Raw genomic sequence first — 25,125 nt, 5'->3', positions numbered from 1 at the left:
CGGTCCGCACTCTTTCGTCTCAATGAACCAATTGGTACATTGCTGTGATGAAGACCTCGATCGCGACCGTGTGCCTGTCCGGATCACTGGTGGAGAAACTGCACGCCAGCGCGGCCGCCGGCTTCGACGGCGTCGAGATCTTCGAGCCCGATCTCATCGCCGGAGACCATTCACCCGAGGAGATCCGGGCACTGGCCCGGCGCCTCGGCCTGACGCTGGATCTCTATCAGCCGCTGCGCGACCTCGAGGGCGTCGACGAGGCCACCTTCACCGACAACCTCCGCCGCGCGGCCGCCACTTTCGCCACGGCCCGGCGGCTCGGCATCCAGACCGTGCTGGTCTGCAGCAATGTCGCGACCGCGACCGTCGACTCCGACGAGGTGTCCGCCGGGCAACTGCGCCGCATCGGCGACGTCGCGCAGAGCTACGGCGTCCGCATCGCGTTCGAGGCGCTCGCCTGGGGCCGCTTCATCGACGACTACCGGCGCGCCTGGCGCGTCGTCGAACTCGCCGACCACCCCGCCGTCGGGGTGTGCCTGGACAGCTTCCACGTGCTCTCGCTCGGTCACGATCCGGCGCGGATCACCGAGATCCCGGCCGACAAGATCTTCTACCTGCAACTCGCCGACGCGCCCGCGCTGACCATGGACGTGCTGTCGTGGAGCCGCCACCACCGGCTGTTCCCGGGCGAGGGTGCGTTCGACCTGACGCGATTCGTCTCGTGCGTGCTGGCCACCGGATACGACGGCCCGCTGTCGCTGGAGGTCTTCAACGACACGTTCCGCCAGACCGATCCGCGCCACACCGCCGTGCACGCGCTGCGGTCACTGACGTGGTTGCAGGACAAGGTCGCCGCGGCCAACCCGGAAGGATGGCGGCCCGACCTGACCACGCTCGCCGCGGCCAAGCCCCCGACCGCGTTCGACTTCGTCGAGCTCAAGGCCGAGGACACCAGCGAGGTCGAGGTGTTGCTCGGCCAGCTCGGCTTCACCATGCGCGGCCGGCACCGCACCAAGCCGGTGTCGCTGTGGTCGGCCGGCGACGCGCGCATCGTGCTGAACGAACAGCAGGCCCGCGACCGCGTGCCGCACGTCGCGGCGGTCGGACTGCAGGTGCCCGACGCCGGCGCCACCACCGCCAGGGCGGCCCAGCTGATGGCCCCGGTGGCCTACCGCCGCACCTACGCCTCCGAACAACCCTTCGGCGCGGCCGTCGCGCCCGACGGCACGGAGTTCTACTGGATCCCCGAGGCGCACGGCGTCCCGGAGTGGGTCGCCGAGTTCGACGGCGGCATCCCCGAGACCGAGCCCTGCGGGGTCCGGGCGATCGACCACGCGAACCTCACCCAGCCCTGGCAGACCGCCGAGGACACCGTGCTGTTCCTGCGCAGCGTGTTCGGGCTGACGCCGGATGCTCCCGCCGAAGTGCCCGGTCCGACGGGCCTGGTCCGCAGCCAGGTGATGCGCACCGAGGACGGCGCGATCCGGATCCCGCTCAACGTCGCGCCGCATGTGCTCGACCATTCCGGGCTGGCCCAGCACGTCGCGTTCAGCTGCTCCGACGTGGTCGGGCTGGCCCGCCGCGCCGCCGACCGCGGTCTGGCGTTCCTGCCCGTCTCCGACAACTACTACGACTATCTGCGGGGCCGCTTCGGCCTCGGCGCCGACGAGGTGGCCGAGTTGCGGGCGCTCAACCTGCTCTACGACCGCAGCCCCGACGGACATTTCGTGCACTTCTACACCCGCACGGTCGGATCGGTGTTCTTCGAGTTCGTGCAGCGGTTCGGGCACTACGACGGCTACGGAACCGACAACGCCCCGGTCCGGTTGGCCGCGCAACGCGTAGGCGCCGGTACCGTACGTCCGTGACCGCACGCCGTCTGCTCCTCGTCAACGGGCCGAACCTGAACCTGCTCGGCACCCGGCAACCCGAGGTCTACGGCTCGACGACGCTCGCCCAGATCGAGGCCCGGGTGAGCGAGGTCGCCGCCGAATCCGGCTTGGAGGTGCGCGCGGTGCAGAGCAACCACGAGGGTGCCCTCATCGACGCCATCCAGTCCGCGCGTGAGGACTGCGCGGCCATCGTCATCAATCCCGCCGCCTACAGCCACACGTCGGTGGCCATCGCCGACGCGCTGCGCTCGGTCGATCTGCCGGTCGCCGAAGTGCATCTGAGCAACATCCATGCGCGCGAAGAGTTCCGGCACCACTCCTATGTGTCGGCGGTGGCCGACATGGTGGTGGCCGGCGCCGGTCCGCTCGGCTACGAGATGGCGGTCCGGTATCTGGCGGACAGGATCGCCCGGTGACGCCGCGGGTGGTCCGCGCGGCCGGGGTCATCGCCGCGCTGCAGGGATCGCTCGCGCTGGTGACGGCGGTCGTGCTCGTCGTGCGCGAACTCGCCGGCCACCACGAGGACGCCATCAGCGGCTACGGCACCGCGGTCTGGTTCGCGATCATGGGGTCGGCCGTCGCCGCCGCGGGCTGGGCGCTGTGGACGGGGCGGCGGTGGGGCCGCGGCATCGCGGTGTTCGCGAACCTCGTCCTGCTCGGTGTCGCCTGGTACGTCTTCAGCTCCGGGCAGCTGACCTACGCGGTGCTGGTGGCCGGGGTGTCGATCGCCGTGCTGGCGCTGCTGTTCAGCCCGCCGGGGCTGCAGTGGCTGACTCAGGCCGGCGACGAGGCCGCCAGCTCGGAGAGCTCGGGTCCCGACACCCGGTAGGTGATCCACTCGCTCTGCGGCCGCCCACCGACGCCGTCGTACAGGGCGATCGCGTTGACGTTCCAGTCGAGGACCGCCCATGTCAGCCGGCTGTAGCCGTTGTCCACGCACTCGCGGGCCAGCGTCGCCAGCAGCGTGCGAGCCAGCCCGCGTCGACGGAACTGCGGACGCACGAACAGGTCCTCGAGGTAGATGCCGGCCACGCCGTCCCACGTCGAGAAGTTGCGGAACCACAGGGCCCCCGCGGCCGCCTGCCCGTCGACCTCGACGAGATGGCCGAACACCACCGGATTCGGCCCGAAAAGGGCTTCCCCCAGCTGACTTTCGGTCACCGTGCACTCCGCGGAGGCGCGCTCGAACGCGGCGAGTTCGTGGATCATCGCCGTCAACTCGGCCTCGTCGCCGGGCCGCACGGCGCGGATCACGGTGTCGGACTCAGTCATCGGGCACTCCCAACGCGCTCAGAATCGTCCTGAATTTCGTTGTGGTCTCGTCGAGTTCGTCGTCGGGCTCGGATTCGGCGACGATGCCCCCGCCGGAGTGGGCGAGCGCCGAGCGGCGGTCGGCGGACAGCTGCGCGCACCGGATGGACACCACCCAGCGGCCGTCGCCGCGCTGATCGCACCAACCCACGGTGCCGGCGTAGAAGCCCCGGTCGCCCTCGAGCTCACTGATCAACGCGGTGGCCGCGGTGGTGGGGGAGCCGCCCACAGCCGGTGTGGGATGCAGTGCCAACGCGAGATCCAATGCCGTGGTGGTCTTTTCGCGCAGCCGCCCGGTGATCGGTGTGTAGAGATGCCACACCGCGGCGGTCCGGGTCAGCTGCGGCTGATCAGCGATCTGCACATCGGTGCACAGCGGATCGAGCGCTTCGCGCAGCGCATCGACCACGAGTTGATGTTCGTGCCGATTCTTCGCCGAGTCCGCCAGCGCCGCGCCGCTGGCCGCGTCCCCGTCCGGATCGGCCCGCCGGGGAGCCGATCCCGCGAACGGCCGGCAGGTCACCTGCAATCCGTTGCGCGCCACCAGCAATTCGGGGCTGGCGCCCACCAGCGCGGTGCCGGAATAGCCGTCGCCGGCCGCGGACAGGTCCACGAGATACTTGGTGGCCTGCGCGTCGGCGCCCGCGAGTCGGTGCAGCACGGTCCGGGCGTCGAGGGGGCCGTCGGCGCTGATGCGCAGCGCCCGCGCCAGCACCACCTTGTGCAGGCCGGAGTCGGTGTCGCGGAGCCGCTGCAGCGCGACCGCGATGCGGCGGCGGTGTTCGTCGGCGTCGGGCGTCGTCTCGGTGATCCGCGTCGTCGCCAACTCACGCAGCGGCCATGACGGCAGCGTGTCGGTGAAGCGGACCGTCTGCGGCCGGATCAGCGCCGCCGGCGCCGTCAGGTCGAAGGGCAGTGCGCCGACGATGATCGGGGCGCTGTGCGATGCCAGCGCGGCGCGTGCGTCGGCGATGCGCGGGAACGCCGTGTGCACTCCCTCGGCGGTGATGACGCCGTCGGGTCCGGCCAGGACGAACGTCGGCTCCCGCGTCACGTGGACACGGCCGGGTCGGGATGTCCGGTCAGACCCAGCGCGCTGAGCTGACGCTGGCCGTGCTCGAAGCCGCACACGGCGATCGACACGGCCGGCATCGCGAACCGGATGCCCTCGTAGACGGGTTGTTCGATCCAGCGGGTGATCACGGCGCGGGAGAAATGGCCGTGGCCGACGAACACCACGTCGCGGGTCTGCATGTGCTCGAGGGCGAAGGCGATCGCGCGGTCGGCGCGTTCGCAGACCTGCGCGGTGGTCTCGCCGCCCGGGCAGCCGTGCGTCCACACCAGCCAGTTCGGCACGGCCTTGCGGATCTCCTCGGTGGTGGTGCCCTCGTAGTCGCCGTAATCCCACTCGCTGATCAGCGGGTTGACCTCGTCGATGCTCAGCCCGGCCAACTCGGCGGTGGTCCTGGCCCGCACCCGCGGGCTGCTCACCACGAAGGGGTTCTCGAGTCGCAGCTGGGTGATCGTCTCGGCGGCCGCAGCGGCCTGCTCACGCCCGTGATCGGTGAGCTCGAGTTCGGTGCGGCCGGTGTGCTTACCGGACTTCGACCACTCGGTCTCGCCGTGGCGGAGCAGGATCAACCGGTGCTGCGGAGGGGCCACGATGTTCGATTCTGCCGCACGGCGCGGCACCGCCGAACGGCGCGGTGGCAGGATGGCGTGCCAAGATGAGAACTGTGACGCGGGTACTGGCGGTCGCCAATCAAAAGGGTGGGGTCGCCAAGACGACGACGGTGGCGTCGCTGGGCGCGGCTTTGGTCGAGTCGGGTAAGCGGGTGCTGCTGGTAGACCTCGACCCGCAGGGCTGTCTGACGTTCTCGCTGGGCCAGGACCCGGACAAGCTCGCGGTGTCGGTGCACGAGGTGCTGCTCGGCGACGTCGAACCCGACGCCGCACTGGTCGACACCGCCGAAGGAATGACGTTGCTGCCGGCCAACATCGACCTGGCCGGGGCCGAGGCGATGCTGCTGATGCGGGCGGGCCGGGAGTACGCCCTCAAGCGGGCGCTGGCGAAGATCGCCGACAAGTTCGACGTCGTGATCATCGACTGCCCACCGTCGCTGGGCGTGCTGACGCTCAACGGCCTGACCGCGGCCGATGAGGTCGTCGTGCCACTGCAGTGCGAAACGCTGGCGCACCGCGGAGTCGGGCAGTTCCTGCGCACCATCAACGACGTCCAGCAGATCACCAACGCCGACCTGAAGCTGCTCGGCGCGCTGCCCACGCTGTACGACGCACGCACCACGCACAGCCGTGACGTGCTGTTCGACGTCGCGGACCGCTACGGGTTGCCGGTGCTGGCGCCGCCGATCCCGCGCACGGTGCGCTTCGCCGAAGCCAGCGCGTCGGGGTCGTCGGTGCTGACCGGCCGCAAGAACAAGGGCGCGGTCGCCTACCGCGAGTTCGCCGACGCGCTGCTCAAGCACTGGAAGAGCGGCAAGGCCCTGGCGACGTTCACCCCGGAGCTCTAACCGGAGAGCGCCACCAGCTCGCCGCCGCGCTGTTCGAGCAGCGTCGTGCCCGCCACGGCGGGAATCACCGGACCCTTCGCGGCCGGTCGCTGCAGCGGGATGTGCCTCTCACCGGCGCCGGTGGCCGGGTCGAACACGTCGTAGCCGCTCGTCACCGGCACCAGGAGTTTCCCGGCCATGATCGTCGAAGGACCGATGGGAGCGTTGGCGCCCGACGCGGCGACGGTGTAGCGGTACTGCAGGTTCGTCGCCGAGAACACCATCAGCGCGTCACCGGTCCACCAGGTGATCAGGTCGCCGGCGCGCGACGTCGTCGCCTCGGGGGACGGGGCGGCGGGGACGACGGTGCTGTCGATCGTCGCGCCGGTCTCGTCGATGATGTCCAGCCGCGGCTTCGGCGTGGGCACGTACAGCGCGGTCGTGGTGTCCGACACGGCCACCACCCGAGCTCCGCTGCCGTCGGCGACGCCCTTCTGCGGGACGTACTTGAGTTCGGGGGTGTCCTCTTCGTCGGACGGGCGCAGCAGGGTCAACCGCACGTCGGCCTGGTTCGGGCAGGCCTCAAGCACCGATACCGCCGTCGAACTCGCCGCGGCCGAGGTGAAGCGGCACAGCGGCGACGCCGACTTGCCCGGGTTCAGCGGAGCGTCGAGCGCCCCGTAGCTGAGCATGCGCACCACGTCCGAGCGCCACATCTCCAACCGGGTGTCGCCGGCGGACAGCACGGTGGTGCCGTCTCCGGACAGCGTCACCTGCTTGTCGGCATAGCTCGTCCGGGCCGGACCCCGCATGCCGGTGCGGGCGTCGACGGTGCTGACCTGCCCGCAGCCGCGCACGTCGGGGTACACCGCGACCGCGTAGTTGTACACCCAGGTGACCCCGCACAGATCCAGGTCGCGCTCGTAACTCCACAGCACGTCACCGGTCGCGGGGTCGCGGCCCTGCATGGCGTTGCCGTCTCCGGTGACCACAGCGCCGGACACGACGAGCGGCAGGGTGGTGCGCGCACTCGGCGCCTCCCACACCTGCCGCAGCGCGGCGGGTACCGCAACGGCCGGTTTGAGGGTCGGGACCGGGGACGCGGCGGGCCGGCTGAGGGTGGCCCGGGCGTCACTGGTCCACCACACGACCGCGGCGACGAGGACGACGACAGCGGCGATCACCACGGCCGCCACCAGATCTGCTCGGGTGCGGCGCTCCGGTCTGACCATCGCGCGGGTTCGGCTCAGCTGGCGCCGGCGGCAGCGGCCTTGTTGGGCCGGCGCCGGCGGCGGCGACGCGGCGCGCGCGTTGCGTCGCCCGAGTCACCGGCAGGAGCGTCGGTGTCGTCCGATGCGGTCTGCTCGCCCGCCTCGGGATGGGCGCCGACCGGCTGACCGCCACGGGTGCGACGGCGGCTGCGGTTGCTCGAAGTCCGCTCGGTGCGCTCGCGGGGTTCGCGCGGTTCGCGCTTGGGCTTGTCGGCATTGCGACTCGGTGTGCCGATCGAACCACGGGCGTCGGTCGGGATGTTGAGTTCCTCGTAGAGGTGCGGCGAGCTGGAGTAGGTCTCGGCCGGGTCGGGCGTGTCCAACCCGAGCGCCTTGTCGATCATCGACCAGCGGGGCAGTTCGTCCCAGTCGACCAGCGTGACGGCGATCCCCGTCTTGCCGGCGCGACCGGTACGGCCGATGCGGTGGACGTAGGCCTGCTCGTCTTCGGGGATCTGGAAGTTGATGACGTGGGTGATGTCGTCGATGTCGATGCCACGGGCGGCGACGTCGGTGGCGACCAGCACATCGACCTCGCCGGTGCGGAAGGACTTGAGCGCCTTCTCACGCGCGCCCTGGCCGAGATCGCCGTGCACGGCGCCGACCTTGAAGCCGCGCTCGGCGAGTTCGTCGGCGACCTTCTGGGCGGTCCGCTTGGTGCGGGTGAAGATCATCGTCGCGCCGCGGCCCTCGGCCTGCAGGATGCGGCTGACCATCTCGACCTTGTCGAGAGCGTGCGCCCGGTAGGCGAACTGCTCGGTGCTGTCGTGGGTGGCCGACGAGTGCGGGGCCTCGGCGCGGATGTGCGTCGGCTGGGTCATGAACGTGCGAGCCAGCGTGATGATCGGGTCCGGCATCGTGGCCGAGAACAGCATCGCCTGACGCTGCTCGGGGATCTGCTTGAGGATGCGCTCGATGTCGGGCAGGAAGCCCAGGTCGAGCATCTCGTCGGCCTCGTCGAGCACCAGCGTCGACAGGCCGCCGAGCTGCAGGTGCCCCTGCTGCGCGAGGTCCAGCAGGCGGCCGGGCGTGCCGACGACGACGTCGACGCCCTTCTGGAGCGCCTCGATCTGCGGCTCGTAGGGACGGCCGCCGTAGATCGCGGTCACGGTGAGCTTGCGGGTGTCGTCGGCCATCAGGTACTTCGACGCGCCGACGAGGTCCTCGTACACCTGGATGCAGAGCTCGCGAGTCGGGACGACGATCAGGGCGCGCGGGATCCCGGTCAGGGGGCGTTCGGTGTCGGTGGTGATCCGGTGCAGCAGCGGCACGCCGAACGCGAACGTCTTGCCCATGCCGGTGCGGGCCTGACCGATCAGGTCGTCGCCGGCCAGCGCGAGCGGCAGCGTCAGCTCCTGGATCGCGAAGGCGTGCTCGATGCCGCTCTCGGCGAGGGCGCGCACGATTTCATCGCGCACCCCCAGCTCGGCGAAGGTCGGGGTGGGGTGCGGGGTTACGGGAGTCATACGTGTGGACGAAGCCTTTCACTTGTCAATCCTCATGCGTTTCCACGCGCGCACGAGTTGAGAAGTGATCTTCGCCGGGCCCTGCTCTGAGGGGGCGGGCCGCTCCGTGCACGCACATTGCCACGGTGCCTGCGGCGATGACGCCTGTCTGACCTGGATCGATCTGTCGGCTTACGCGCCGACACCGCATTCCATGGTAGCCGGTCGCCCGGCGCTCAGTCACCTTCGCCGCCGCGGACTAGAGTTGGTCGCATGAATTGCACGCCGTCCGCGGCCTCCGCGTCAGCCCCGGCAGCGGCGTCGAGCGCCCCGGCGGCGCCCAGTGTTTCCGCCGACCATCCCGGCGTCGTCGAGCTGTTCGCGCTGCTGGCCTACGGCGAGGTCGCCGCGTTCTACCGGCTGACCGACGAGGCCCGGATGGCGCCGAATCTGCGGGGCCGTATCAACATGGCGAGCATGGCCGCCGCCGAGATGAACCACTACGAGGTGCTGCGCGACGCGCTGGAACACCGTGGCGTCGACGTGGTTCCGGCGATGACGAGATACGCCTCGGCGCTGGAGAACTACCACCGGCTCACCACTCCGAGCACCTGGCTGGAGGCGCTGGTCAAGACCTACGTCGGTGACGCCCTGGCCGCCGACTTCTACCTCGAGATCGCCGACTCCCTGCCCGGGCCGGTGGCCGACGTCATCCGTTCCGTGCTGTCCGAGACCGGTCACTCGCAGTTCGTGGTCGCCGAGGTGCGCGCCGCCGTGACGGCCAGCGACCGTCAGCGTCACCGGCTGGCGCTGTGGTCCCGGCGGCTGCTCGGAGAGGCCATCACGCAGGCCCAGTACGTGCTGGCCGACCACGACGAACTCGTCGACCTGGTGATGTCCGGGGGCGGGCTGTCCCAGGTCACCGACTTCTTCGACAAGCTGCAGCAGACGCACAGCTCCCGCATGCAGGAGCTGGGCCTGGCCTGAGCGCCCTCAGCGCGTGCAGTTGGTGATGATCGAGTTGTTGTTCTGTGCGGCGATCAGCGAGCCGTTCGCGTCGAGGATGCTGCAGTTGAGCTGACCGGCAACGCTGGTCGCGGTCACCGAGCTCAGCGTGACGCCCGGATCGAGCACGACGGTCTTCGTCCACGGCAGCGCCGCGTTGACCTCGGTCTGCAACGCACCCTTCTCGTCGGTGTAGATGACCGTGACCAGATCGAGCAGCGCCCGGTTGCCGGTGATGCGGTAGGTGACGGCGCCCGGCGCGGCCGCGGGCGGCGGGGGAGCGGCCTGCGGCGCGGGCAGGAGCGGCGTGGCCGGCTGTGGCACCGGGCTCTGCGCGGTCGGGGTGGGCGTCGGCGAGATCGTGGTCACCGTTTCGGCGGGCAGCGACGGCTGTGCCGGGGGCGGAGCTGCCACCCGGGGTGTCGCGGAGGGTTCCGGCGCGGCGCTGGTGCTGGGCTCGTCGGAGGCGACCGTCGCAGACACCGACCCGCTGTCACCGCCGCCGAGGATCATGCTGGCGGTGATCACGGCGACGAACAGGATGACCCCGGCGATGCCGGCGATCCACATCCAGCGCCGGTCGATGCGGGCCTCGTCGAGGTAGTCGTCGTAGTCGGCATCGCCGAGGTCGTCATCGCCCGCGTAGGGCGGATACACGTCGGTGTCGAGGTCGCCGTAACGGTCGTCCTCGCCGTCGTAGCGCCCGCGTCCCCGCGGGCTGCGGATCCGTTCGGTCGGCGTCAGGGAGTACGGCGAGTGTGCGGTGTATGGCCTGTTCATCCAGCTGTCCCAGTCGTTTCTTCGCGGTTGCCGGGCCGATGCTACGAAGCCTGCACCGACGGCTCAGGGTGACGCGCCTGCCGCCGCAGTCACGGTCGGGACTCGGTTCGGTCGCGCCGCCGTTGCACACCGGCGCGCGCGTTCGCTGAGCGCGTAGGTCCGCCGACCGGCGCCGCCCGGGCAGCGTCCACTAGCCTCCTGGAGAAGAGATTTCGAACGACAGAAGGGTTCCCACTGTGGAGGTCAAGATCGGTGTCACCGACAGCCCGCGCGAGCTGATCCTCAGCAGCGCGCAGACGCCGGCGGAGGTGGAGAAGCTGGTCTCCGACGCGTTGGAGGCGGGCTCCGGCGTGCTGGCCCTCACCGACGAGAAGGGCCGGCGGTACCTCGTGCAGGCCGCGCGGATCGCCTATGTCGAGATCGGCGCCGCCGACGCGCGTCGCGTCGGATTCGGTGTGGGCGCCGTCGGGTCCGAGGTCACCCGCTCGGCGGGCTGAGGGCGCAGCGGGCTGTCGCCGCTCAGGAGCGCGTCAACGGGACGTGCGACAGCCCGCCCCAGATGAACGCCACGGTGCCTTCCACCGCGTCGTCCTTGGCGATCGGCCGCTCGTTGTTGAGCCAGTAACGCGCCGAGTCGACGCTGATGCTGACCAGACCGACCGCGATCATCCGGGCGCGGTGCGGTTCGAGCCCCGAGTCGTGGCTGATCAGATCGAACACGGCGTCGGTGCACGCCTCGGTGGCGACCTTCACCTGCGCCGCCACCTGGGGCTCGGTCACGTAGTCGTTTTCGAAGATGAGCCGGTAGCCCTGGCTGTCGTGCTCGATGAAGTCGAAGAACGCCTCGACCGCCGCGCGCACACGCTGCCGGTTGTCGGTGGTGGTGCGCAGCGCCTGGCGCACCCCGGAGACCAGATTGTCGACGTGGCGCTGCAGCACCGCGAGGTAAAGCTCCACCTTCGACGAGAAGTGCTGATACAGCACCGGTTTGCTGACGCCGGCGCGATCGGCGATCTCGTCCATCCCGGCGGCGTGGTAGCCGCGGTCGACGAACACTTCGCTGGCGGCGATCAACAACTGGCCACGGCGCTCGTCACGGGGCAGCCGGTTACCGCGCCGGGCTGCGCTGGGAGTGGACAGGCCGGTGCCGTTGGCCGGCTGCCCACCACGCCGCTGCGCCGTTCTGGCGGGTTCGCTCATCAGGACCTCGAGTTCTACTGCCGGCGCATGCGCCGTCGTGAGTTCGGTTCCGCTGACACTACTACCGTTGGCCGGGCCCGGGCGGGAGGACATCGGCCGGGTGCAGGCGCGCCGAAGGTCGGGCCCGGTCGTCCTGTGACATCCTGTGTCGGTGACCTACGACCCGGGGCGTCGCGGGAGCGGTCGCGTTCCCGTGCTCCGCGACGAGTGGCGTGAGCCCCTTCGCGCGCAGCGGGACCCGCTGGCCGAGGACTCCGGGCGGGTCCGGTCCAACCGCGACGAGCATCAGCGCTGGCGCAAGCAGACGTGGCTGGGCCGGTTCGTCTCCACGTACGGCTGGCGCGCCTACGCGCTGCCGCTGCTGGTGGTGCTGACCGCGGTCGTCGTCTACCAGACCGTCACCGGCACCAGCGTCGCCCCGCCGGCCGCGGAGGAGGAGGGCCCCGTGCAGGGCCCGCCGACGATCGGCATGGCCAGCACCGCGATCGTCGGCGCACCCCCCAAGGGACTCACCCAGTTCGACGCGAACCTGCCGACCGGGATCCTTCCCGAGGGCGGGCCGTTCACCGAGGCGGGCGCGCGCACCTGGCACGTCGTTCCGGGCACGGCCCCGCAGGTCGGGGAGGGCACCAGCAAGGTCTTCACCTACACCGTCGAGGTGGAGGACGGCGTGGACACCACGACGTTCGGCGGCGACGACGGCTTCGCCCGGATGGTCAGCGAAACCCTGGCCAACCCGAAGAGTTGGACGCACAACCCGCAGTTCGCGTTCGTCCGCGTCGACGACAGCGCCGGTGTGCAGCCCGACTTCCGCGTGTCGCTGACCTCACCGATGACGGTGCGCGAGGGCTGCGGCTACGACATCCAGCTCGAGGCGTCCTGCTACAACCCGGCGTTCGAGGGCCAGCCGCGGGTGTTCATCAACGAGGCCCGCTGGGTGCGGGGGGCGGTGCCGTTCCAGGGCGACATCGGCTCCTACCGGCAGTACGTCATCAACCACGAGGTCGGGCACGCGATCGGGTATCCCCGGCACGAGCAGTGCACGGTCAGCGGCGAACTGGCGCCGATCATGATGCAGCAGACGTTCTCGACCAACAACAACGATGCGGCCCGGTTCGACCCGGGCACCGTCACCCCCGACGGGAAGACCTGCCGCTTCAACCCCTGGCCCTATCCGATCGCCTGACCGGGCGGGAAGCGACGGGGCCTCGTTGCTGTTGGAACCCGTACCTGTTGAGATGGGTCTTGCACGCCAACCAAGGAGAACTCGGTGTCCTCACCGTTGCCGCCGCTGGTCGAGCCAGCGGCTGAACTCACCCGCGACGAGGTCGCGCGGTACAGCCGTCACCTGATCATCCCCGACCTCGGCCTGGACGGGCAGAAGCGCCTCAAGAACGCGCGCGTGCTGGTGATCGGCGCCGGCGGCCTCGGCTCGCCGACGCTGCTCTATCTGGCCGCCGCCGGGGTCGGCACGATCGGCATCGTCGAGTTCGACGTCGTCGACGAGTCCAACCTGCAGCGCCAGATCATCCACGGCCAGTCCGACATCGGCCGCTCCAAGGCGGAAAGCGCCCGGGACTCGATCCTCGAGGTCAACCCGCTGGTGAACGTGGTGCTGCACGAAGTCCGGCTGGAGCCGGACAACGCGGTCGAGATCTTCGGCGACTACGACCTGATCCTCGACGGCACCGACAACTTCGCGACGCGCTACCTCGTCAACGACGCGGCCGTGCTGGCCGGCAAGCCGTACGTGTGGGGGTCGATCTACCGCTTCGAGGGCCAGGTGTCGGTGTTCTGGGAGGACGCGCCCGACGGGCTGGGCCTGAACTACCGCGACCTCTATCCCGAGCCGCCGCCACCGGGGATGGTGCCGTCGTGCGCCGAGGGCGGTGTGCTGGGCATCCTGTGCGCCTCGATCGCGTCGGTGATGGGCACCGAGGCGATCAAGCTGCTCACCGGCATCGGCGAGCCGCTGCTGGGCCGGTTGATGGTCTACGACGCGCTGGACATGACGTACCGGACGATCAAGATCCGCAAGGATCCGTCGACGCCGAAGATCACCGAGCTCATCGACTACGAGGAGTTCTGCGGCGTGGTGTCCGACGCCGCCGCGGAGGCTGCCGCGGAATCGACGATCACGCCCCGCGAACTGGCCGAGCTGCTCGATTCAGGTAAGCCGCTGGCGCTGATCGACGTCCGGGAGCCCGTGGAGTGGGACATCAACCACATCGAGGGTGCGCAGCTGATTCCCAAGGGCGCGTTCGAGAGCGGCGAGGCCCTGTCGAAGCTGACCGTCGACCGGACCCCGGTGTTCTACTGCAAGACCGGCGTGCGCTCGGCAGAGGTGCTCGCGATCGTCAAGAACGCCGGGTTCTCCGATGCGCTGCACGTCCAGGGCGGGATCGTGGCCTGGGGCAAGCAACTCGAACCCGACATGGTGATGTACTAACGCGGGGTTGGCGTCCGCGGCAATTACGCTGATGCGGTGACCGCCGAGCGCCCACCCGAGCATGTCCTCACAGCCTTCGGGCTGTCCGGAGTGCAGCCGGTGCCGCTGGGTTCCAGCTGGGAGGGCGGTTGGCGCTGCGGTGAGGTCGTGCTCTCGATGGTCGCCGACCACGCCCGCGCCGCCTGGTCGGCGAAAGTGCGCGAGACGCTGTTCGTCGACGGGGTCCGGCTCGCGCGTCCGGTGCGTTCGACCGACGGCCGCTATGTCGTCGCGGGCTGGCGGGCCGACACCTACGTCGCCGGCACCCCGGAACCGCGCCACGACGAGGTCGTCTCCGCTGCGGTGCGACTGCACGAGGCCACCGCCAAGCTGGAGCGGCCGCGTTTCCTGACCCAGCCCCCGATCGCGCCGTGGGCCGACGTCGACGTGTTCATCGCCGCCGATCGCGCCGCATGGGAGGAACGGCCGTTGCACTCGCTGCCGCCCGGGGCGCGGGTGGCGCCCGGCACCGCGGACGGGCAGAAGTCCGTCGAGCTGATCAACCAGCTCGCGACGCTGCGCCGGCCGACGCGCAGCCCCAGCCAGCTGGTGCACGGAGATCTCTACGGCACAGTGCTTTTCGCCGGCACGGCGGCGCCCGGCATCACCGACATCACGCCCTACTGGCGACCCCCGGCCTGGGCGGCCGGTGTCGTCGTCGTCGACGCGCTGTCGTGGGGGGAGGCCGACGACGGGCTGATCGAGCGCTGGAACGCCCTGCCCGAGTGGCCGCAGATGTTGTTGCGCGCGTTGATGTTCCGGCTCGCCGTGCACGCGCTGCATCCGCGGTCGACGGCGGCGGCGTTCCCCGGGCTGGCGCGCACGGCAGCCCTGGTGCGTCTCGCCCTCTAGTTCCCCGCGGAATTGGGGGACCTCCCGCGGAATAGCATTCCTGGTCGCGAATCAGCCCTCGAGCACAGCCATGTGTTCTCACCGGTGCGTCAGAAGGTGTGCCGGTACTCGGCCAACGCGATCCTGCCGTCGCGGGCCAGCACGCCTTCGGCCCGCAGCCGCTCCAGCTGGCGGGTCGCCAGGTGCGGCGCCGGCCGGCCCGACGCCCGGATCACCCGGTGCCAGGGCAGGTCCGACGAATCGGTGCGCATGATCCACGCGACGATGCGCGGGCTCGGCAGGCCGGCCGCGTCGGCGATGTCCCCGTAGGTCGTGACCGCTCCCGAGGGAACCGACGCGACCAGTGCGCGCACGGTCTCCACCTGCTCGTCGGTGATGGCCGCCACGGGTCAGCCGAGCAGGTCCCGGATCACCGCGGCCGTCTCGGCGGGCTTGGCCAGCGGCACCATGTGGTCGCAATCCCATTCCAGCACAGTCAGATTCGGCCCCAGACCGGCGTCGAGTGCGGCGATCAACTCGTCGGTGGCATACGGCGGCTCGGTGTAGGTGGCCCGCACCAGCGTGGTCGGTGTGCCGTCACGCGGGACGGGCACCGGCCGGGTCAGCTCACTCCAGTACGCGAGCGTCGCGGGGATGCTGATGCGCCATCCCACCCGTCCGTTCGGCAGGTCAACGAGGTGTTCGTCGAGTTCCCGGTCGAGCTCGGTCTCGTCGACCTCACCCCACGACCCGCCGGTCTTCTCGTTGCGGGCCTCGGCGCGGTCGGTGTAGTCCGGCGAGGAGAACATGTCGTCGGCCACCTCGCGCATCCACCGGCCATCCAGGGCGACCGCGGGGTCGAGGAGCGCCAGTCCGGCGACCAGATCCGGCCGTGCCGCGGCGAGATTCAGCGCCACCGCCCCGCCGAACGAATGCCCGACCACCACCACCGGAGCGCCGCCCTCGGCGTCGAGCAGGGCCGCCAGGGCGCTGACGTTCGCCTCGATCGTCCACGGCGCGTCCCATGACGACCGGCCGTGGCCGAGTAGATCCGGCGCGAGCGCCGCCACGTCGGGAAGGTGCCGGCCGAACAGCGTCTCCCACCGTTTGCCGTGTCCGGTCAGCCCGTGGACGGCCAGCACCCGCGCAGGGGTCGACGGCCCGAATCGATAGGTGCACAACAGCTCGGTCACAGGTGTCGATGCTGCCAGGCGGCCGGCCGCGACTCCACCGCAGCCCACTTGTCGGACCCTCGTGATGTAGTGCGTTCATGTCCGCGCCGCACACCGAACTGACGACCGACGCCCTGGCCCGTCCGGAGACGCGCGGCACGGTGCGGTTGCTCGGCGGCCCGGGTACGGGCAAGACCGGCACGCTGATCACGACCGCGGCGGCGCACCTGACGGCCGGGCGCGATCCGGAATCGGTTCTGCTGCTGACGGGTTCGTCGACGCTCGGCGCGCAGGCCCGCGCCGCGATCACCGCGACGATGCTCGCCGGCGGCGAGCAGACGGCGGTGCGGGAACCGCTGGTGCGCACGGTCCACTCCTACGCGTTCGCGGTGCTCCGGCTGGCCGCACAGCGTGCCGGGAGCCCGCCGCCGCGCCTGATCACCGGTGCCGAACAGGACGGGATCATCCGCGAGCTGCTCGCCGGCGACCTCGAGGACGGTAACGCCTCACCGGTGCGGTGGCCGGAGCGGCTGCGGCCCGCGCTGAGCACGGTCGGCTTCGCCACCGAACTGCGCGACCTGCTGGCCCGCTGCAGTGAGCGCGGTGTCGATCCGCTTGCACTGCAACGCATCGGCCGGCGCGCCGACCGCGCCGAATGGCAGGCCGCGGGCCGCTTCGCGCAGGCCTATGAACAGATCATGCTGCTGCGGTCGGCCGTGGGCATGGCGGCGCCGCAGGCCACGGTGCCGGCGCTCGGTGCCGCCGAACTCGTCGGTGCCGCGCTGGAAGCGCTGGCCGCCGACGCCGACCTGCTTTCGGCCGAGCGGGCGCGGGTGGCGCTGCTGCTCGTCGACGACGCTCAGCACCTCGACCCGCAGGCTGCGCGGCTGGTGACGGTGCTGGCCGCCGGCGCCGAGCTGACCGTGATCGCCGGCGATCCGCATCAGACGGTGTTCGGGTACCGCGGTGCCGACCCGGCCCTGCTGCGCGGTGACGGCCCGGCCATCACGCTGACCCGGTCGCACCGGTGCGCGGGGCCGGTGGCCGACGCCATCGCCGCAGTCGGCCGCAGGCTGCCCGGTCCCGACGCCACACGGGAATTCACCGGCACCGACGCTGCGGGGTCGGTCGCGGTGCGCATCGCCGCATCCGCACATGCCGAATCAGCGGTCATCGCCGACACGTTGCGCCGGGCACACCTCGTCGACGGTGTGCCGTGGTCGCAGATGGCGGTGATCGTGCGCTCGGTGCCCCGGATGGGCGCGCCGCTCAGCCGCGCGCTGAGCGCCGCCGGTGTCCCGGTCGAGGTGCCGCAGAGCGATGTCGCGCTCGCCGACATGCCGGCGGTGCGGGCGCTGCTGACGGTGCTGGAGGCCACGGCCGACGGCTTGGACGGCGAACGGGCGCTGGCACTGATGACCGGTCCGATCGGGCGCGTCGACCCGGTGTCGTTGCGGCAGCTGCGGCGCGCCCTGCGGCGGGCCGCCGGCGATCCGGAGCGCGATTTCCGCGAGCTCCTGGTCGCGGCGCTCAGCGGCGACGGCTCCACCGGCCTCCAGCGACTTCCCGACGAGCTGGCGCGGGCGGTGCGGCGGGTGCGGATCGTCCTTTCCGCAGCGCGGCGCAGTGCGGAGCAGGGGCGGGATCCGCGACACACGTTGTGGGAGGCGTGGAACCGCTCGGGTCTGCAGCGGCGCTGGCTGGCGGCCAGCGAGCGGGGCGGACCGGCCGGCGCTCAGGCCGATCGCGATCTGGATGCGGTCACCGCGCTGTTCGACGTCGCCGAACAGCACGTCGAGCAGACCGCGGGCGCGTCACTGCGCGGTCTGGTGGACCAAGTCGCGGCGTTGACGCTGCCGCCGGTCCGGCGCGACGACGGCCCGGCGTCCGAGGCGGTCGCGGTGCTCAGTGCGCATGCCGCGCTGGGGCGCGAGTGGGACCTCGTGGTCATCGCGGGCGTGCAGGAAGGCCTGTGGCCCAACGTGCAACCCCGCGGCGGGGTGCTCGCGACCCAGCAGCTGGTCGACATCCTCGACGGGGTCGCCGAACCGGGGGAGCGTGCGCTGTCGGGACGCGCGCCGCTGCTGGCCGAGGAGCGCCGGCTGCTCATCGCGGCGATGGGCCGCGCGCGCAGCCGGCTGCTGGTCACCGCCGTCGACAGCGACAGCGGTGACGCCGCGCTGCTGCCGTCGCCGTTCTGCCATGAGCTCGCCGCGACGGCGACGGAACCGCCGGCTGAGCCCGATGTGCCCATCCAGGCGCCACGGGTGCTCGCTCCCGCCGCCGTGGTGGGGCGGTTGCGGTCGGTGGTCTGCGCTCCGTCCGATGCGGTGAACGACATCGAGAGAGCCTGCGCAGCAGCACAATTGGCGCGGTTGGCCGAGGCGGGCGTGCACGGCGCCGATCCGGCCCACTGGTACGGCATGCGGGACGTCTCCAGCGACGCGCCCCTGTGGGACGGCGACGGCCACACCGTGACCCTGTCGCCGTCGACGCTGCAGATGCTGTCGGACTGCCCGCTGCGGTGGCTGATGGAACGCCACGGTGGCGGCAGGATGCGCGACGTCAGGTCCGCGCTGGGATCACTGGTGCACGCCCTGGTGTCGGAATCGAACGCGTCGGAGGAGCAGCTGCACCGCGAGCTCGGCGGGGTGTGGGAAGCGTTGCCTTTCGACGCCCGGTGGCACGCCGACAACGAGTTGCAGCGGCATCAGGAGATGCTCGCCACGTTCGCGCGCTGGCGCTCCGACAGCCGCCACCACCTCACCGAGGTCGGCACCGAGGTGGAGGTCGACGGCGAGATCGTCGCCGCCGACGGGGACCTGCCGGCGGTGCGGGTGCGCGGTCGCCTCGACCGTCTCGAGCGGGACAGCGAAGGGCGGCTCGTCGTCGTCGACATCAAGACGGGCAAGAGTCCCGTCACCAAGGACGACGCGCAGAACCATGCGCAGCTGGCGATGTACCAGCTGGCCGTGGCCGAGGGCCTCCTCCCCGAGGGCGCGGAGCCCGGGGGCGGGCGGCTGGTGTATCTCGGCAAGACCAGCGGCGGTGCGGCGGCCGAACGTGAGCAGGACGCGCTGACGGCCGACGGACGCGAGCAGTGGCGCGCTCAGGTGCGCGACGCTGCCGCGGCGACCCAGGGGCCCGGCTTCCTCGCCCGGGTCAACGACGGCTGCGCGCACTGCCCGGTGGCCGCGTTGTGTCCTGCCCAGCAGACCAGGAGTGACGTGTGACGACACCGCGGTACAGCCCCACCGAATTGGCCGGGGCCCTGGGTCTTTTCGCGCCGACCGACGAACAGGCTGCGGTCATCGCCGCCCCGCCCGGTCCGCTGGTGGTGATCGCGGGCGCCGGTGCCGGCAAGACCGAGACGATGGCCGCCCGCGTGGTCTGGCTGGTCGCCAACGGGTTCGCCACCCCCGGCGAGGTGCTGGGCCTGACGTTCACCCGCAAGGCCGCGGGCCAGTTGCTGCGCCGGGTGCGGGCGCGGCTGGCGCGGCTGGCGGGAGCCGGGCTGGTGGTGCCCGGTGCGGCCGACCTGGGCGACGACGCGGTCACGGTCAGCACCTATCACGCGTTCGCCGGAACTCTGCTGCGCGAACACGGGTTGCTGTTGCCGGTCGAACCCGACGTCCGCCTGCTCGGGGAAACCGAGCTGTGGCAGTTGGCGTTTCGCGTGGTCTGCGAGCATCCCGGTCCGCTCGACACCGATAAGTCCCCGGCGGCGATCACCGCGATGGTGCTGCGACTGGCCGGTCAACTGGCCGAACACCTGGTCGACACCGACCAACTGCGCGACACCCACATCGAGCTGGAACGCCTGGTGCACACGCTGCCCGCGGGGCCCTACCAGCGCGACCGCGGCCCCAGTCAGTGGCTGCTGCGGATGCTCGCCACGCAGACCGAGCGCACCGCGCTGGTACCGCTGATCGACGCTCTGCACCGGCGTATGCGCGAGGAGCGGGTCGTCGACTTCGGGATGCAGATGGCCGCCGCAGCCCAGCTCGCGTCGCGGTTCCCGCAGGTGGGTGAGCAACTGCGGCAGCGTTACCGGGTGGTGCTGCTCGACGAGTACCAGGACACCGGGCACGCGCAGCGGGTGGCGCTGGCCTCGCTGTTCGGCAACGGCGCCGACGACGGGCTGGCCCTGACCGCGGTCGGCGATCCGATCCAGTCGATCTACGGGTGGCGCGGCGCGTCGGCCACCAACCTGCCCCGGTTCACCACCGACTTCCCGCTTGCCGACGGAACCCCTGCGCCCACACTGGAATTGCGGACCAGCTGGCGTAACCCGCCGGAGGTGCTGCACCTGGCGAACGAGGTGTCGATGGATGCGCGCCGCCGGTCGGTGTCGGTGCGGTCGCTGTTGCCGCGGCCCGACGCCCACCCGGGAGACGTGCGCTGCGCCTTGCTGTCGGACGTGGAGACCGAGCGGGAGTGGGTCGCCGAGCAGGTGGCGTCCCGGTACCGCGCCGGGCTGGCCGTCGACGGGGTGGCGCCCACGGCCGCGGTCATGGTGCGTCGCAACGCCGACGCCGCCCCGATGGCCGAGGCGCTGACCCGGCGCGGCATCCCCGTCGAGGTGGTCGGTCTGGCCGGCCTGTTGGCGGTGCCCGAGGTGGCCGATGTGGTGGCGATGCTGCGGCTGGCCGCCGACCCGATGGCCGGCGCGGCCGCGGTGCGGGTGCTCACGGGCCCCCGGTGGCGCCTCGGTGCCGCCGACATCGAGGCGCTGTGGCGCCGCGCGGTGACGCTGGTCGATGCACCGGCCGCGGAGCGGGGGAGCGTCGATCACATCGTCGGCCAACTCGGACCCGACGCCGACGTCGCCTGCCTGGCTGACGCGGTGTGTGATCCCGGTGCAGCAGAGGCGTATTCGCCGGCCGGGCACGCCCGCATCGTCGCGTTGGGCCGGGAGCTGAGCGCCCTGCGCGCCCACCTCGACGGCCAGCTGCCCGATCTGATCGCCGAGATCCGGCGGATGCTCGGCGTCGACGTCGAGGTCAGGGCCGCGCGGCCGGTGACGGCGGGCTGGTCCGGCACCGAGCATCTCGACGCCTTCAGCGATGTCGTCGCCGACTTCGCAGCCCGCTCCGGCGCGACGGTGTCAGGTCTGCTGGCCTACCTCGACGCCGCCGAGCAGGTCGAGAACGGGCTGGCCCCCGCGGAGATCACGGTCGCGCAGGATCGGGTGCAGATTCTGACCGTGCATGCGGCCAAGGGCTTGGAGTGGCAGATCGTCGCCGTCCCCCACCTCGTCGGGCGGGTGTTCCCGTCGACAGCGTCGCCACGCACCTGGCTCACCGATGCCGCCGACCTGCCGCCGCTGCTGCGCGGTGACTGCGCCACGGTGTCCGAACACGGTGTGCCGGTGCTGGACACCTCCCGGGTCAACGACCGTAAATCGCTCTCGGATGCCATCTCCGATCACAAGCGCAGCCTCGATCAGCGGCGCACCGACGAGGAGCGTCGCCTGCTGTACGTGGCCTTGACGCGTGCCGAGCGCACGCTGCTGGTGTCCGGGCACCACTGGGGCGCCACCGAATCCAAGCCGCGCGGACCGTCGACGTTCCTCACCGAACTCAAAGAGGTCATCGACACCGCGGCAGCTGCGGGTACGCCGTGCGGCTCGATCGACGTGTGGGCCGACGCGCCTGCCGACGGAGAGCCGAATCCGTTGCGCGGCCGCGTGATCGAGGCGATGTGGCCGGTCGATCCGCTGGCGGGCCGTCGCGACCGCGCCGATCACGGTGCCGCGCTGGTGTCCGCCGTGATCGCCGGCGACGCCGACCCCGTCGTCGCCGAGGATCCGCACGGCTGGGTCGCCGACGTGGACGCGTTGCTCGCCGAGCGCGAACGGGCGGGCCGGCGGCCCGCGCCGCCGCTGCCGGTGCAGCTGTCGGTCAGCGCCATGGTCGAACTGGGGCGTGACCCCGACGCCGCGGCGCAGCGCCTCCATCGGCGGCTGCCCCGGCGTCCGGACGCACAGGCCCTGCTGGGCACCGCGTTTCACGAGTGGGTGCAGCGGTATTACCAGGCGGAGAAGCTGTTCGACCTCGACGATCTGCCCGGCGCCGTCGACGCCGACCGGCAGGACCGCGGTGAGCTCGAGGAACTTCAGGCCGCATTCGCGGTGTCGAGATGGGCGGCGCGCAGCCCGCTGGAGGTGGAGGTTCCCTTCGACATGATGATCGCGGGCCGCGTCGTCCGCGGCCGCATCGACGCGGTGTTCGCCGACGACGACGGCGGGGTGACGGTGGTGGACTGGAAGACCGGTGAGCCGCCGGCCACGCCGGAGGATTTGGCACACAACGCGATTCAGCTGGCGGTGTACCGCCTGGCATGGGCCCGGCTGAAGGGTTGTCCGCCGTCGTCGGTGCGGGCGGCGTTCCACTACGTCCGTTCCGGGCGCACGGTCACCCCCGCGGCGCTGCCCGATGCCGACGAACTGGCCGCCCTGCTCGCCGAGCCCGCTGACGGCGACGCCGCGTGAACTCAGCTCTCGCGGTAGACCTTCAGCGCCTGTGTGATCATCGGAATCTGCATCGGCAGCCGTGCGATCGCGATCAACCGCATCGGCAGCGGCTTGTTCTTCCACAACCGCACCATGTTCACGTTGCCGGGGAGCACGCCGAGAAACAGCGCGATCGCGGCGAGCGCACCGAATCTGCGGGTCTGCGGCGCCACCAGCAGAGCGCCGACACCGACCTCGGCGACGCCGGAGGCCAGCGTGTAGAAGCGCTGGGTGCCGGGCAGTTCCTCGGGCACGATCGAGTCGAACGGCTGCGGCGCCGCGAAATGCAGGACCCCCATGCCGATCAGCCAGACGCCCATCTTGGTGCCACGCGATGACGAGGTGAACCGCTTCAGTGCAGTCGGGGAGGAGGTCATGATTACATTGTGCGGGTGCGACAGCCTCACATCGTGACTGGCCCCCGTGGCTGAGGGCGCTCTGCGCCGACGGCTGCGCCGGTTCGACCAGTCCCTGGCCGACCTACCGGTGCACGCGCTCACCGACCGGGTCCAGATCCCCACCACGATGGTCAGTCCGTCGCGGCGCATCACCGTCCGCGTCGTCTACGCCCTCGCCGCGCTGTTCGCTGCGGTGTTCATCGTGTATTTCGACCGCGACGGCTACCGGGACGCGCAGGACAACCCGCTGTCGTTCCTCGACTGCCTCTACTACGCGACCGTGTCACTGTCCACCACGGGCTACGGCGACATCACCCCGATCACGCCGTCCGCGCGGCTGGTCAACGTCCTGGTGATCACGCCGCTGCGCGTCGCGTTCCTGATCGTGCTCATCGGTACCACCGTCGAGACCCTCACCACGCAGTCGCGGCAGGTCTACCAAATCCAGCGCTGGAGGAACAGAGTGCGCAACCACATCATCATCGTCGGCTACGGCACCAAGGGCCGCACCGCCGCCGCGGCGATGGTCGGCGACGAGGTCGCGCCCGCGGACATCGTCGTGGTGGACGAGGACGTCGCCGCCCTGGAGCGCGCCAAGAGCGCCGGCCTGGTGACCGTGCGCGGCAGCGCCACCGACTCCGAGGTGCTTCGGCTGGCCAGTGCGCAGCACGCCAAGTCGATCATCGTCGCCACCAACCGGGACGACACCGCCGTGCTCGTGACGCTGACCGCCCGCGAACTCGCGCCCAACGCCAAGATCATCGCGGCCGTCCGGGAAGCGGAGAACCAGCATCTGCTCAAGCAGTCCGGGGCCGACTCCACCGTGGTCACCTCCGAGACCGCCGGCCGGCTGCTCGGCATCGCGGTCCAGACACCCAGCGTGGTCGAGGTGATGGAGGACCTGCTCACCCCGGACGCCGGGTTCGCGATCGCCGAGCGGGAGGTGACGCCGAAGGAGGCGGGCGGGTCGCCGCGTCACCAGTCCGACATCGTGCTCGGCGTGGTGCGCAACGGAAAGCTGATCCGGGTGGACGAACCCGAGGTCGACGCGCTCGAGCTGGGGGATCGCCTGCTCTACATCCGTTCCGCGGACGCCGAGCGATGACCGCCGGCTTCCGGCTGCGCAACGTCCCCCTGCTGTCCCGCGTCGGTGCCGACCGCGCCGACACGCTGCGCACCGACGTCGACGCGGCGGTGGCCGGCTGGGCCGACGCGCTGCTGCTGCGGGTGGATCGCCGCAACCAGGTGCTGATCGCCGACGGCCGCGCGGTCCTGCACCGGGCCACCGACGCCGGTGACGCACCCCCGGAGGACGCCGTGTTCCTCGGCCGCCTCCAGGACGGCCGGCACGTCTGGGGGGTGCGCTCGGATCTGCAGCCGCCCGACGACCCGGACGCGCAGACACAGGTGCTCGATCTGCGCCGCACCGGTCACGTCTTCGACGACGTCAGCGCCCAGCTCGTCGCCACCGCCACGGCGCTGCTCAACTGGCATGACCACGCCCGCTTCAGCCCGGTCGACGGCACCCCGACCACACCCATCAAGGCGGGCTGGTCGCGCATCAACCCGGTGACCGGGCAGGAGGAGTTCCCTCGCATCGACCCCGCGGTGATCTGCCTGGTGCACGACGGCCACGACCGCGCGGTGCTGGCCCGGCAGACGGTGTGGCCGCCGCGGCTGTTCTCGATCCTGGCCGGCTTCGTCGAGGCCGGGGAGTCGTTCGAAACGTGCGTGGTGCGCGAGATCGCCGAAGAGATCGGCCTCACCGTCACCGATGTCGAGTATCTGGGCTCCCAGCCGTGGCCGTTCCCGCGGTCGCTGATGGTCGGCTTCCACGCGCTCGGCGATCCGCAGCAGGAGTTCGCCTTCAACGACGGAGAGATCGCCGAGGCGGCATGGTTCACCCGTGCCGAGATCCGCGAGGCCCTCGATCAGGGCGACTGGAGTTCGTCGAGCGAGTCGCGGCTGTTGCTGCCAGGGTCGATCTCGATCGCCCGGGAGATCATCGAATCCTGGGCTGCCGCGGACTGAGCGCGCTCAGCTGGCGAGCTTGGCCTTCACCTGGGCGCCGCTCGGGTTGGTCAGCGTGGAACCGTCGGGGAACTTGATCGTCGGGACGACGTGGTTGCCACCGTTGACCGAGCCGACGAACTCCGCAGCGGCGGGATCCTCTTCGATGTTCACCTCGGCGAAGGTGATGCCCTCGTTCTTCAGTGCCTTCTTCAGACGGACGCAGTAGCCACACCACGACGTCGTGTACATGGTCACTGCAGCAGTGTCGTCAGCGCTCATAAGCCCTTCAACGTAG

General features: G+C 71.0%; 24 protein-coding genes. 13 read left to right on the top strand and 11 right to left on the bottom strand.

Annotated features, from left to right (window positions below):
• Positions 1-47 precede the first annotated feature (47 nt).
• From MCHLDSM_RS18135 to MCHLDSM_RS18125, 3 genes are read left to right on the top strand one after another with little or no spacing between them, the layout of a single operon-like run.
• Positions 48-1,868: a bifunctional sugar phosphate isomerase/epimerase/4-hydroxyphenylpyruvate dioxygenase family protein gene (locus MCHLDSM_RS18135; RefSeq protein WP_048471368.1), complete on the top strand. Its 1,821-nt coding sequence runs from the start codon at positions 48-50 to the stop codon at positions 1,866-1,868.
• Positions 1,865-2,308: a type II 3-dehydroquinate dehydratase gene (gene aroQ / locus MCHLDSM_RS18130; RefSeq protein ID WP_048471367.1), complete on the top strand. Its 444-nt coding sequence runs from the start codon at positions 1,865-1,867 to the stop codon at positions 2,306-2,308. The genes MCHLDSM_RS18135 and aroQ overlap by 4 nt, the downstream gene beginning before the upstream one ends.
• The gene (locus MCHLDSM_RS18125; protein ID WP_048471366.1) at positions 2,305-2,721 is read left to right on the top strand and encodes a hypothetical protein; all 417 of its coding nucleotides are present in this window, start codon (positions 2,305-2,307) and stop codon (positions 2,719-2,721) included. The genes aroQ and MCHLDSM_RS18125 overlap by 4 nt, the downstream gene beginning before the upstream one ends.
• On the opposite strand, the gene MCHLDSM_RS18120 is transcribed toward MCHLDSM_RS18125, so the two are convergent.
• The 3 genes from MCHLDSM_RS18120 to MCHLDSM_RS18110 are packed head-to-tail and all read right to left on the bottom strand — an operon-like array spanning position 2,667 to position 4,865.
• Positions 2,667-3,164 carry a GNAT family N-acetyltransferase gene (locus tag MCHLDSM_RS18120; RefSeq protein ID WP_048471365.1) on the bottom strand — a complete coding sequence of 166 codons (498 nt, stop codon included), beginning with the start codon at positions 3,162-3,164 and terminating at the stop codon, positions 2,667-2,669. The two genes, MCHLDSM_RS18125 and MCHLDSM_RS18120, sit on opposite strands and share 55 nt — an antisense overlap.
• Positions 3,157-4,257 (bottom strand): isochorismate synthase, encoded by a 1,101-nt coding sequence (locus MCHLDSM_RS18115; protein WP_048471364.1) that lies wholly within the window; start codon positions 4,255-4,257, stop codon positions 3,157-3,159. Before MCHLDSM_RS18115 ends, MCHLDSM_RS18120 begins: the two co-directional genes overlap by 8 nt.
• Positions 4,254-4,865, bottom strand: coding sequence for an acid phosphatase (locus MCHLDSM_RS18110; protein WP_048471392.1), 612 nt, complete (start codon positions 4,863-4,865; stop codon positions 4,254-4,256). The genes MCHLDSM_RS18115 and MCHLDSM_RS18110 overlap by 4 nt, the downstream gene beginning before the upstream one ends.
• A gap of 65 nt (positions 4,866-4,930) precedes the next feature.
• Between MCHLDSM_RS18110 and MCHLDSM_RS18105 the strand changes: the two genes are divergently transcribed.
• Positions 4,931-5,734 carry a ParA family protein gene (locus tag MCHLDSM_RS18105; protein WP_048471391.1) on the top strand — a complete coding sequence of 268 codons (804 nt, stop codon included), beginning with the start codon at positions 4,931-4,933 and terminating at the stop codon, positions 5,732-5,734.
• On the opposite strand, the gene MCHLDSM_RS18100 is transcribed toward MCHLDSM_RS18105, so the two are convergent.
• Together MCHLDSM_RS18100 and MCHLDSM_RS18095 are read right to left on the bottom strand one after the other, a co-directional pair.
• Positions 5,731-6,945, bottom strand: coding sequence for an Rv3212 family protein (locus MCHLDSM_RS18100; protein ID WP_048471363.1), 1,215 nt, complete (start codon positions 6,943-6,945; stop codon positions 5,731-5,733). The two genes, MCHLDSM_RS18105 and MCHLDSM_RS18100, sit on opposite strands and share 4 nt — an antisense overlap.
• Positions 6,946-6,959: 14 nt before the next feature.
• Positions 6,960-8,450 (bottom strand): DEAD/DEAH box helicase, encoded by a 1,491-nt coding sequence (locus tag MCHLDSM_RS18095; protein ID WP_048471362.1) that lies wholly within the window; start codon positions 8,448-8,450, stop codon positions 6,960-6,962.
• Positions 8,451-8,702: 252 nt separating this feature from the next.
• Between MCHLDSM_RS18095 and MCHLDSM_RS18090 the strand changes: the two genes are divergently transcribed.
• Entirely contained in the window at positions 8,703-9,416 is a 714-nt protein-coding gene (locus MCHLDSM_RS18090; protein ID WP_048471361.1) for a ferritin-like fold-containing protein, read from the top strand.
• 6 nt (positions 9,417-9,422) lie between these two features.
• Here MCHLDSM_RS18090 and MCHLDSM_RS18085 read toward each other — a convergent pair whose 3' ends face one another.
• Positions 9,423-10,214 carry a hypothetical protein gene (locus tag MCHLDSM_RS18085; RefSeq protein WP_048471360.1) on the bottom strand — a complete coding sequence of 264 codons (792 nt, stop codon included), beginning with the start codon at positions 10,212-10,214 and terminating at the stop codon, positions 9,423-9,425.
• Between the two features lie 236 nt (positions 10,215-10,450).
• Here MCHLDSM_RS18085 and MCHLDSM_RS18080 point away from each other — a divergent pair, with 236 nt between their 5' ends.
• Complete coding sequence (locus tag MCHLDSM_RS18080; protein WP_048416692.1) at positions 10,451-10,711, top strand: DUF3107 domain-containing protein; 261 nt, start codon at positions 10,451-10,453, stop codon at positions 10,709-10,711.
• 22 nt (positions 10,712-10,733) lie between these two features.
• Here MCHLDSM_RS18080 and MCHLDSM_RS18075 read toward each other — a convergent pair whose 3' ends face one another.
• Positions 10,734-11,414 (bottom strand): HTH-type transcriptional activator FasR, encoded by a 681-nt coding sequence (locus MCHLDSM_RS18075; RefSeq protein WP_048416693.1) that lies wholly within the window; start codon positions 11,412-11,414, stop codon positions 10,734-10,736.
• A 151-nt stretch (positions 11,415-11,565) separates the two neighbouring features.
• On the opposite strand from MCHLDSM_RS18075, the gene MCHLDSM_RS18070 reads away from it, so the two are divergent.
• The 3 genes from MCHLDSM_RS18070 to MCHLDSM_RS18060 all read left to right on the top strand — a co-directional run bounded on the left by MCHLDSM_RS18070 (position 11,566) and on the right by MCHLDSM_RS18060 (position 14,754).
• Positions 11,566-12,600: a DUF3152 domain-containing protein gene (locus MCHLDSM_RS18070; protein ID WP_048471390.1), complete on the top strand. Its 1,035-nt coding sequence runs from the start codon at positions 11,566-11,568 to the stop codon at positions 12,598-12,600.
• Between the two features lie 84 nt (positions 12,601-12,684).
• Positions 12,685-13,863 carry an adenylyltransferase/sulfurtransferase MoeZ gene (moeZ, locus tag MCHLDSM_RS18065; RefSeq protein ID WP_048471359.1) on the top strand — a complete coding sequence of 393 codons (1,179 nt, stop codon included), beginning with the start codon at positions 12,685-12,687 and terminating at the stop codon, positions 13,861-13,863.
• Positions 13,864-13,899: 36 nt separating this feature from the next.
• On the top strand, positions 13,900-14,754 hold the full coding sequence (locus MCHLDSM_RS18060) for a TIGR02569 family protein (protein ID WP_048416695.1): 855 nt from the start codon (positions 13,900-13,902) through the stop codon (positions 14,752-14,754).
• 89 nt (positions 14,755-14,843) lie between these two features.
• On the opposite strand, the gene MCHLDSM_RS18055 is transcribed toward MCHLDSM_RS18060, so the two are convergent.
• Positions 14,844-15,140 (bottom strand): MGMT family protein, encoded by a 297-nt coding sequence (locus MCHLDSM_RS18055; protein WP_048416696.1) that lies wholly within the window; start codon positions 15,138-15,140, stop codon positions 14,844-14,846.
• 3 nt (positions 15,141-15,143) lie between these two features.
• Entirely contained in the window at positions 15,144-15,926 is a 783-nt protein-coding gene (locus MCHLDSM_RS18050; RefSeq protein ID WP_048471358.1) for an alpha/beta fold hydrolase, read from the bottom strand.
• A gap of 77 nt (positions 15,927-16,003) precedes the next feature.
• On the opposite strand from MCHLDSM_RS18050, the gene MCHLDSM_RS18045 reads away from it, so the two are divergent.
• Complete coding sequence (locus tag MCHLDSM_RS18045) at positions 16,004-19,138, top strand: ATP-dependent DNA helicase (protein WP_048471357.1); 3,135 nt, start codon at positions 16,004-16,006, stop codon at positions 19,136-19,138.
• A complete protein-coding gene (locus MCHLDSM_RS18040) occupies positions 19,135-22,398 on the top strand; it encodes an ATP-dependent helicase (protein WP_048471356.1) in 3,264 nt (1,087 codons plus the stop codon). The genes MCHLDSM_RS18045 and MCHLDSM_RS18040 overlap by 4 nt, the downstream gene beginning before the upstream one ends.
• Positions 22,399-22,400: 2 nt before the next feature.
• Here MCHLDSM_RS18040 and MCHLDSM_RS18035 read toward each other — a convergent pair whose 3' ends face one another.
• Positions 22,401-22,796 carry a DoxX family protein gene (locus tag MCHLDSM_RS18035; RefSeq protein WP_048471355.1) on the bottom strand — a complete coding sequence of 132 codons (396 nt, stop codon included), beginning with the start codon at positions 22,794-22,796 and terminating at the stop codon, positions 22,401-22,403.
• 46 nt (positions 22,797-22,842) lie between these two features.
• Here MCHLDSM_RS18035 and MCHLDSM_RS18030 point away from each other — a divergent pair, with 46 nt between their 5' ends.
• Both MCHLDSM_RS18030 and nudC read left to right on the top strand, forming a co-directional pair.
• Positions 22,843-23,922, top strand: a complete 1,080-nt coding sequence (locus tag MCHLDSM_RS18030; protein ID WP_048471354.1) for a potassium channel family protein — start codon at positions 22,843-22,845, stop codon at positions 23,920-23,922.
• Positions 23,919-24,848, top strand: a complete 930-nt coding sequence (gene nudC, locus MCHLDSM_RS18025) for an NAD(+) diphosphatase (RefSeq protein WP_048471353.1) — start codon at positions 23,919-23,921, stop codon at positions 24,846-24,848. The genes MCHLDSM_RS18030 and nudC overlap by 4 nt, the downstream gene beginning before the upstream one ends.
• Before the next feature lie 6 nt (positions 24,849-24,854).
• Here the strand turns inward: nudC and mrx1 are convergent, their stop codons facing one another.
• Entirely contained in the window at positions 24,855-25,109 is a 255-nt protein-coding gene (gene mrx1, locus MCHLDSM_RS18020; protein WP_048471352.1) for a mycoredoxin Mrx1, read from the bottom strand.
• Positions 25,110-25,125: the final 16 nt, after the last annotated feature.

The organism is Mycolicibacterium chlorophenolicum (assembly GCF_001044235.1).
GTDB lineage: Bacteria > Actinomycetota > Actinomycetes > Mycobacteriales > Mycobacteriaceae > Mycobacterium > Mycobacterium chlorophenolicum.
This window is presented reverse-complemented; position numbering and strand designations above follow the sequence as displayed.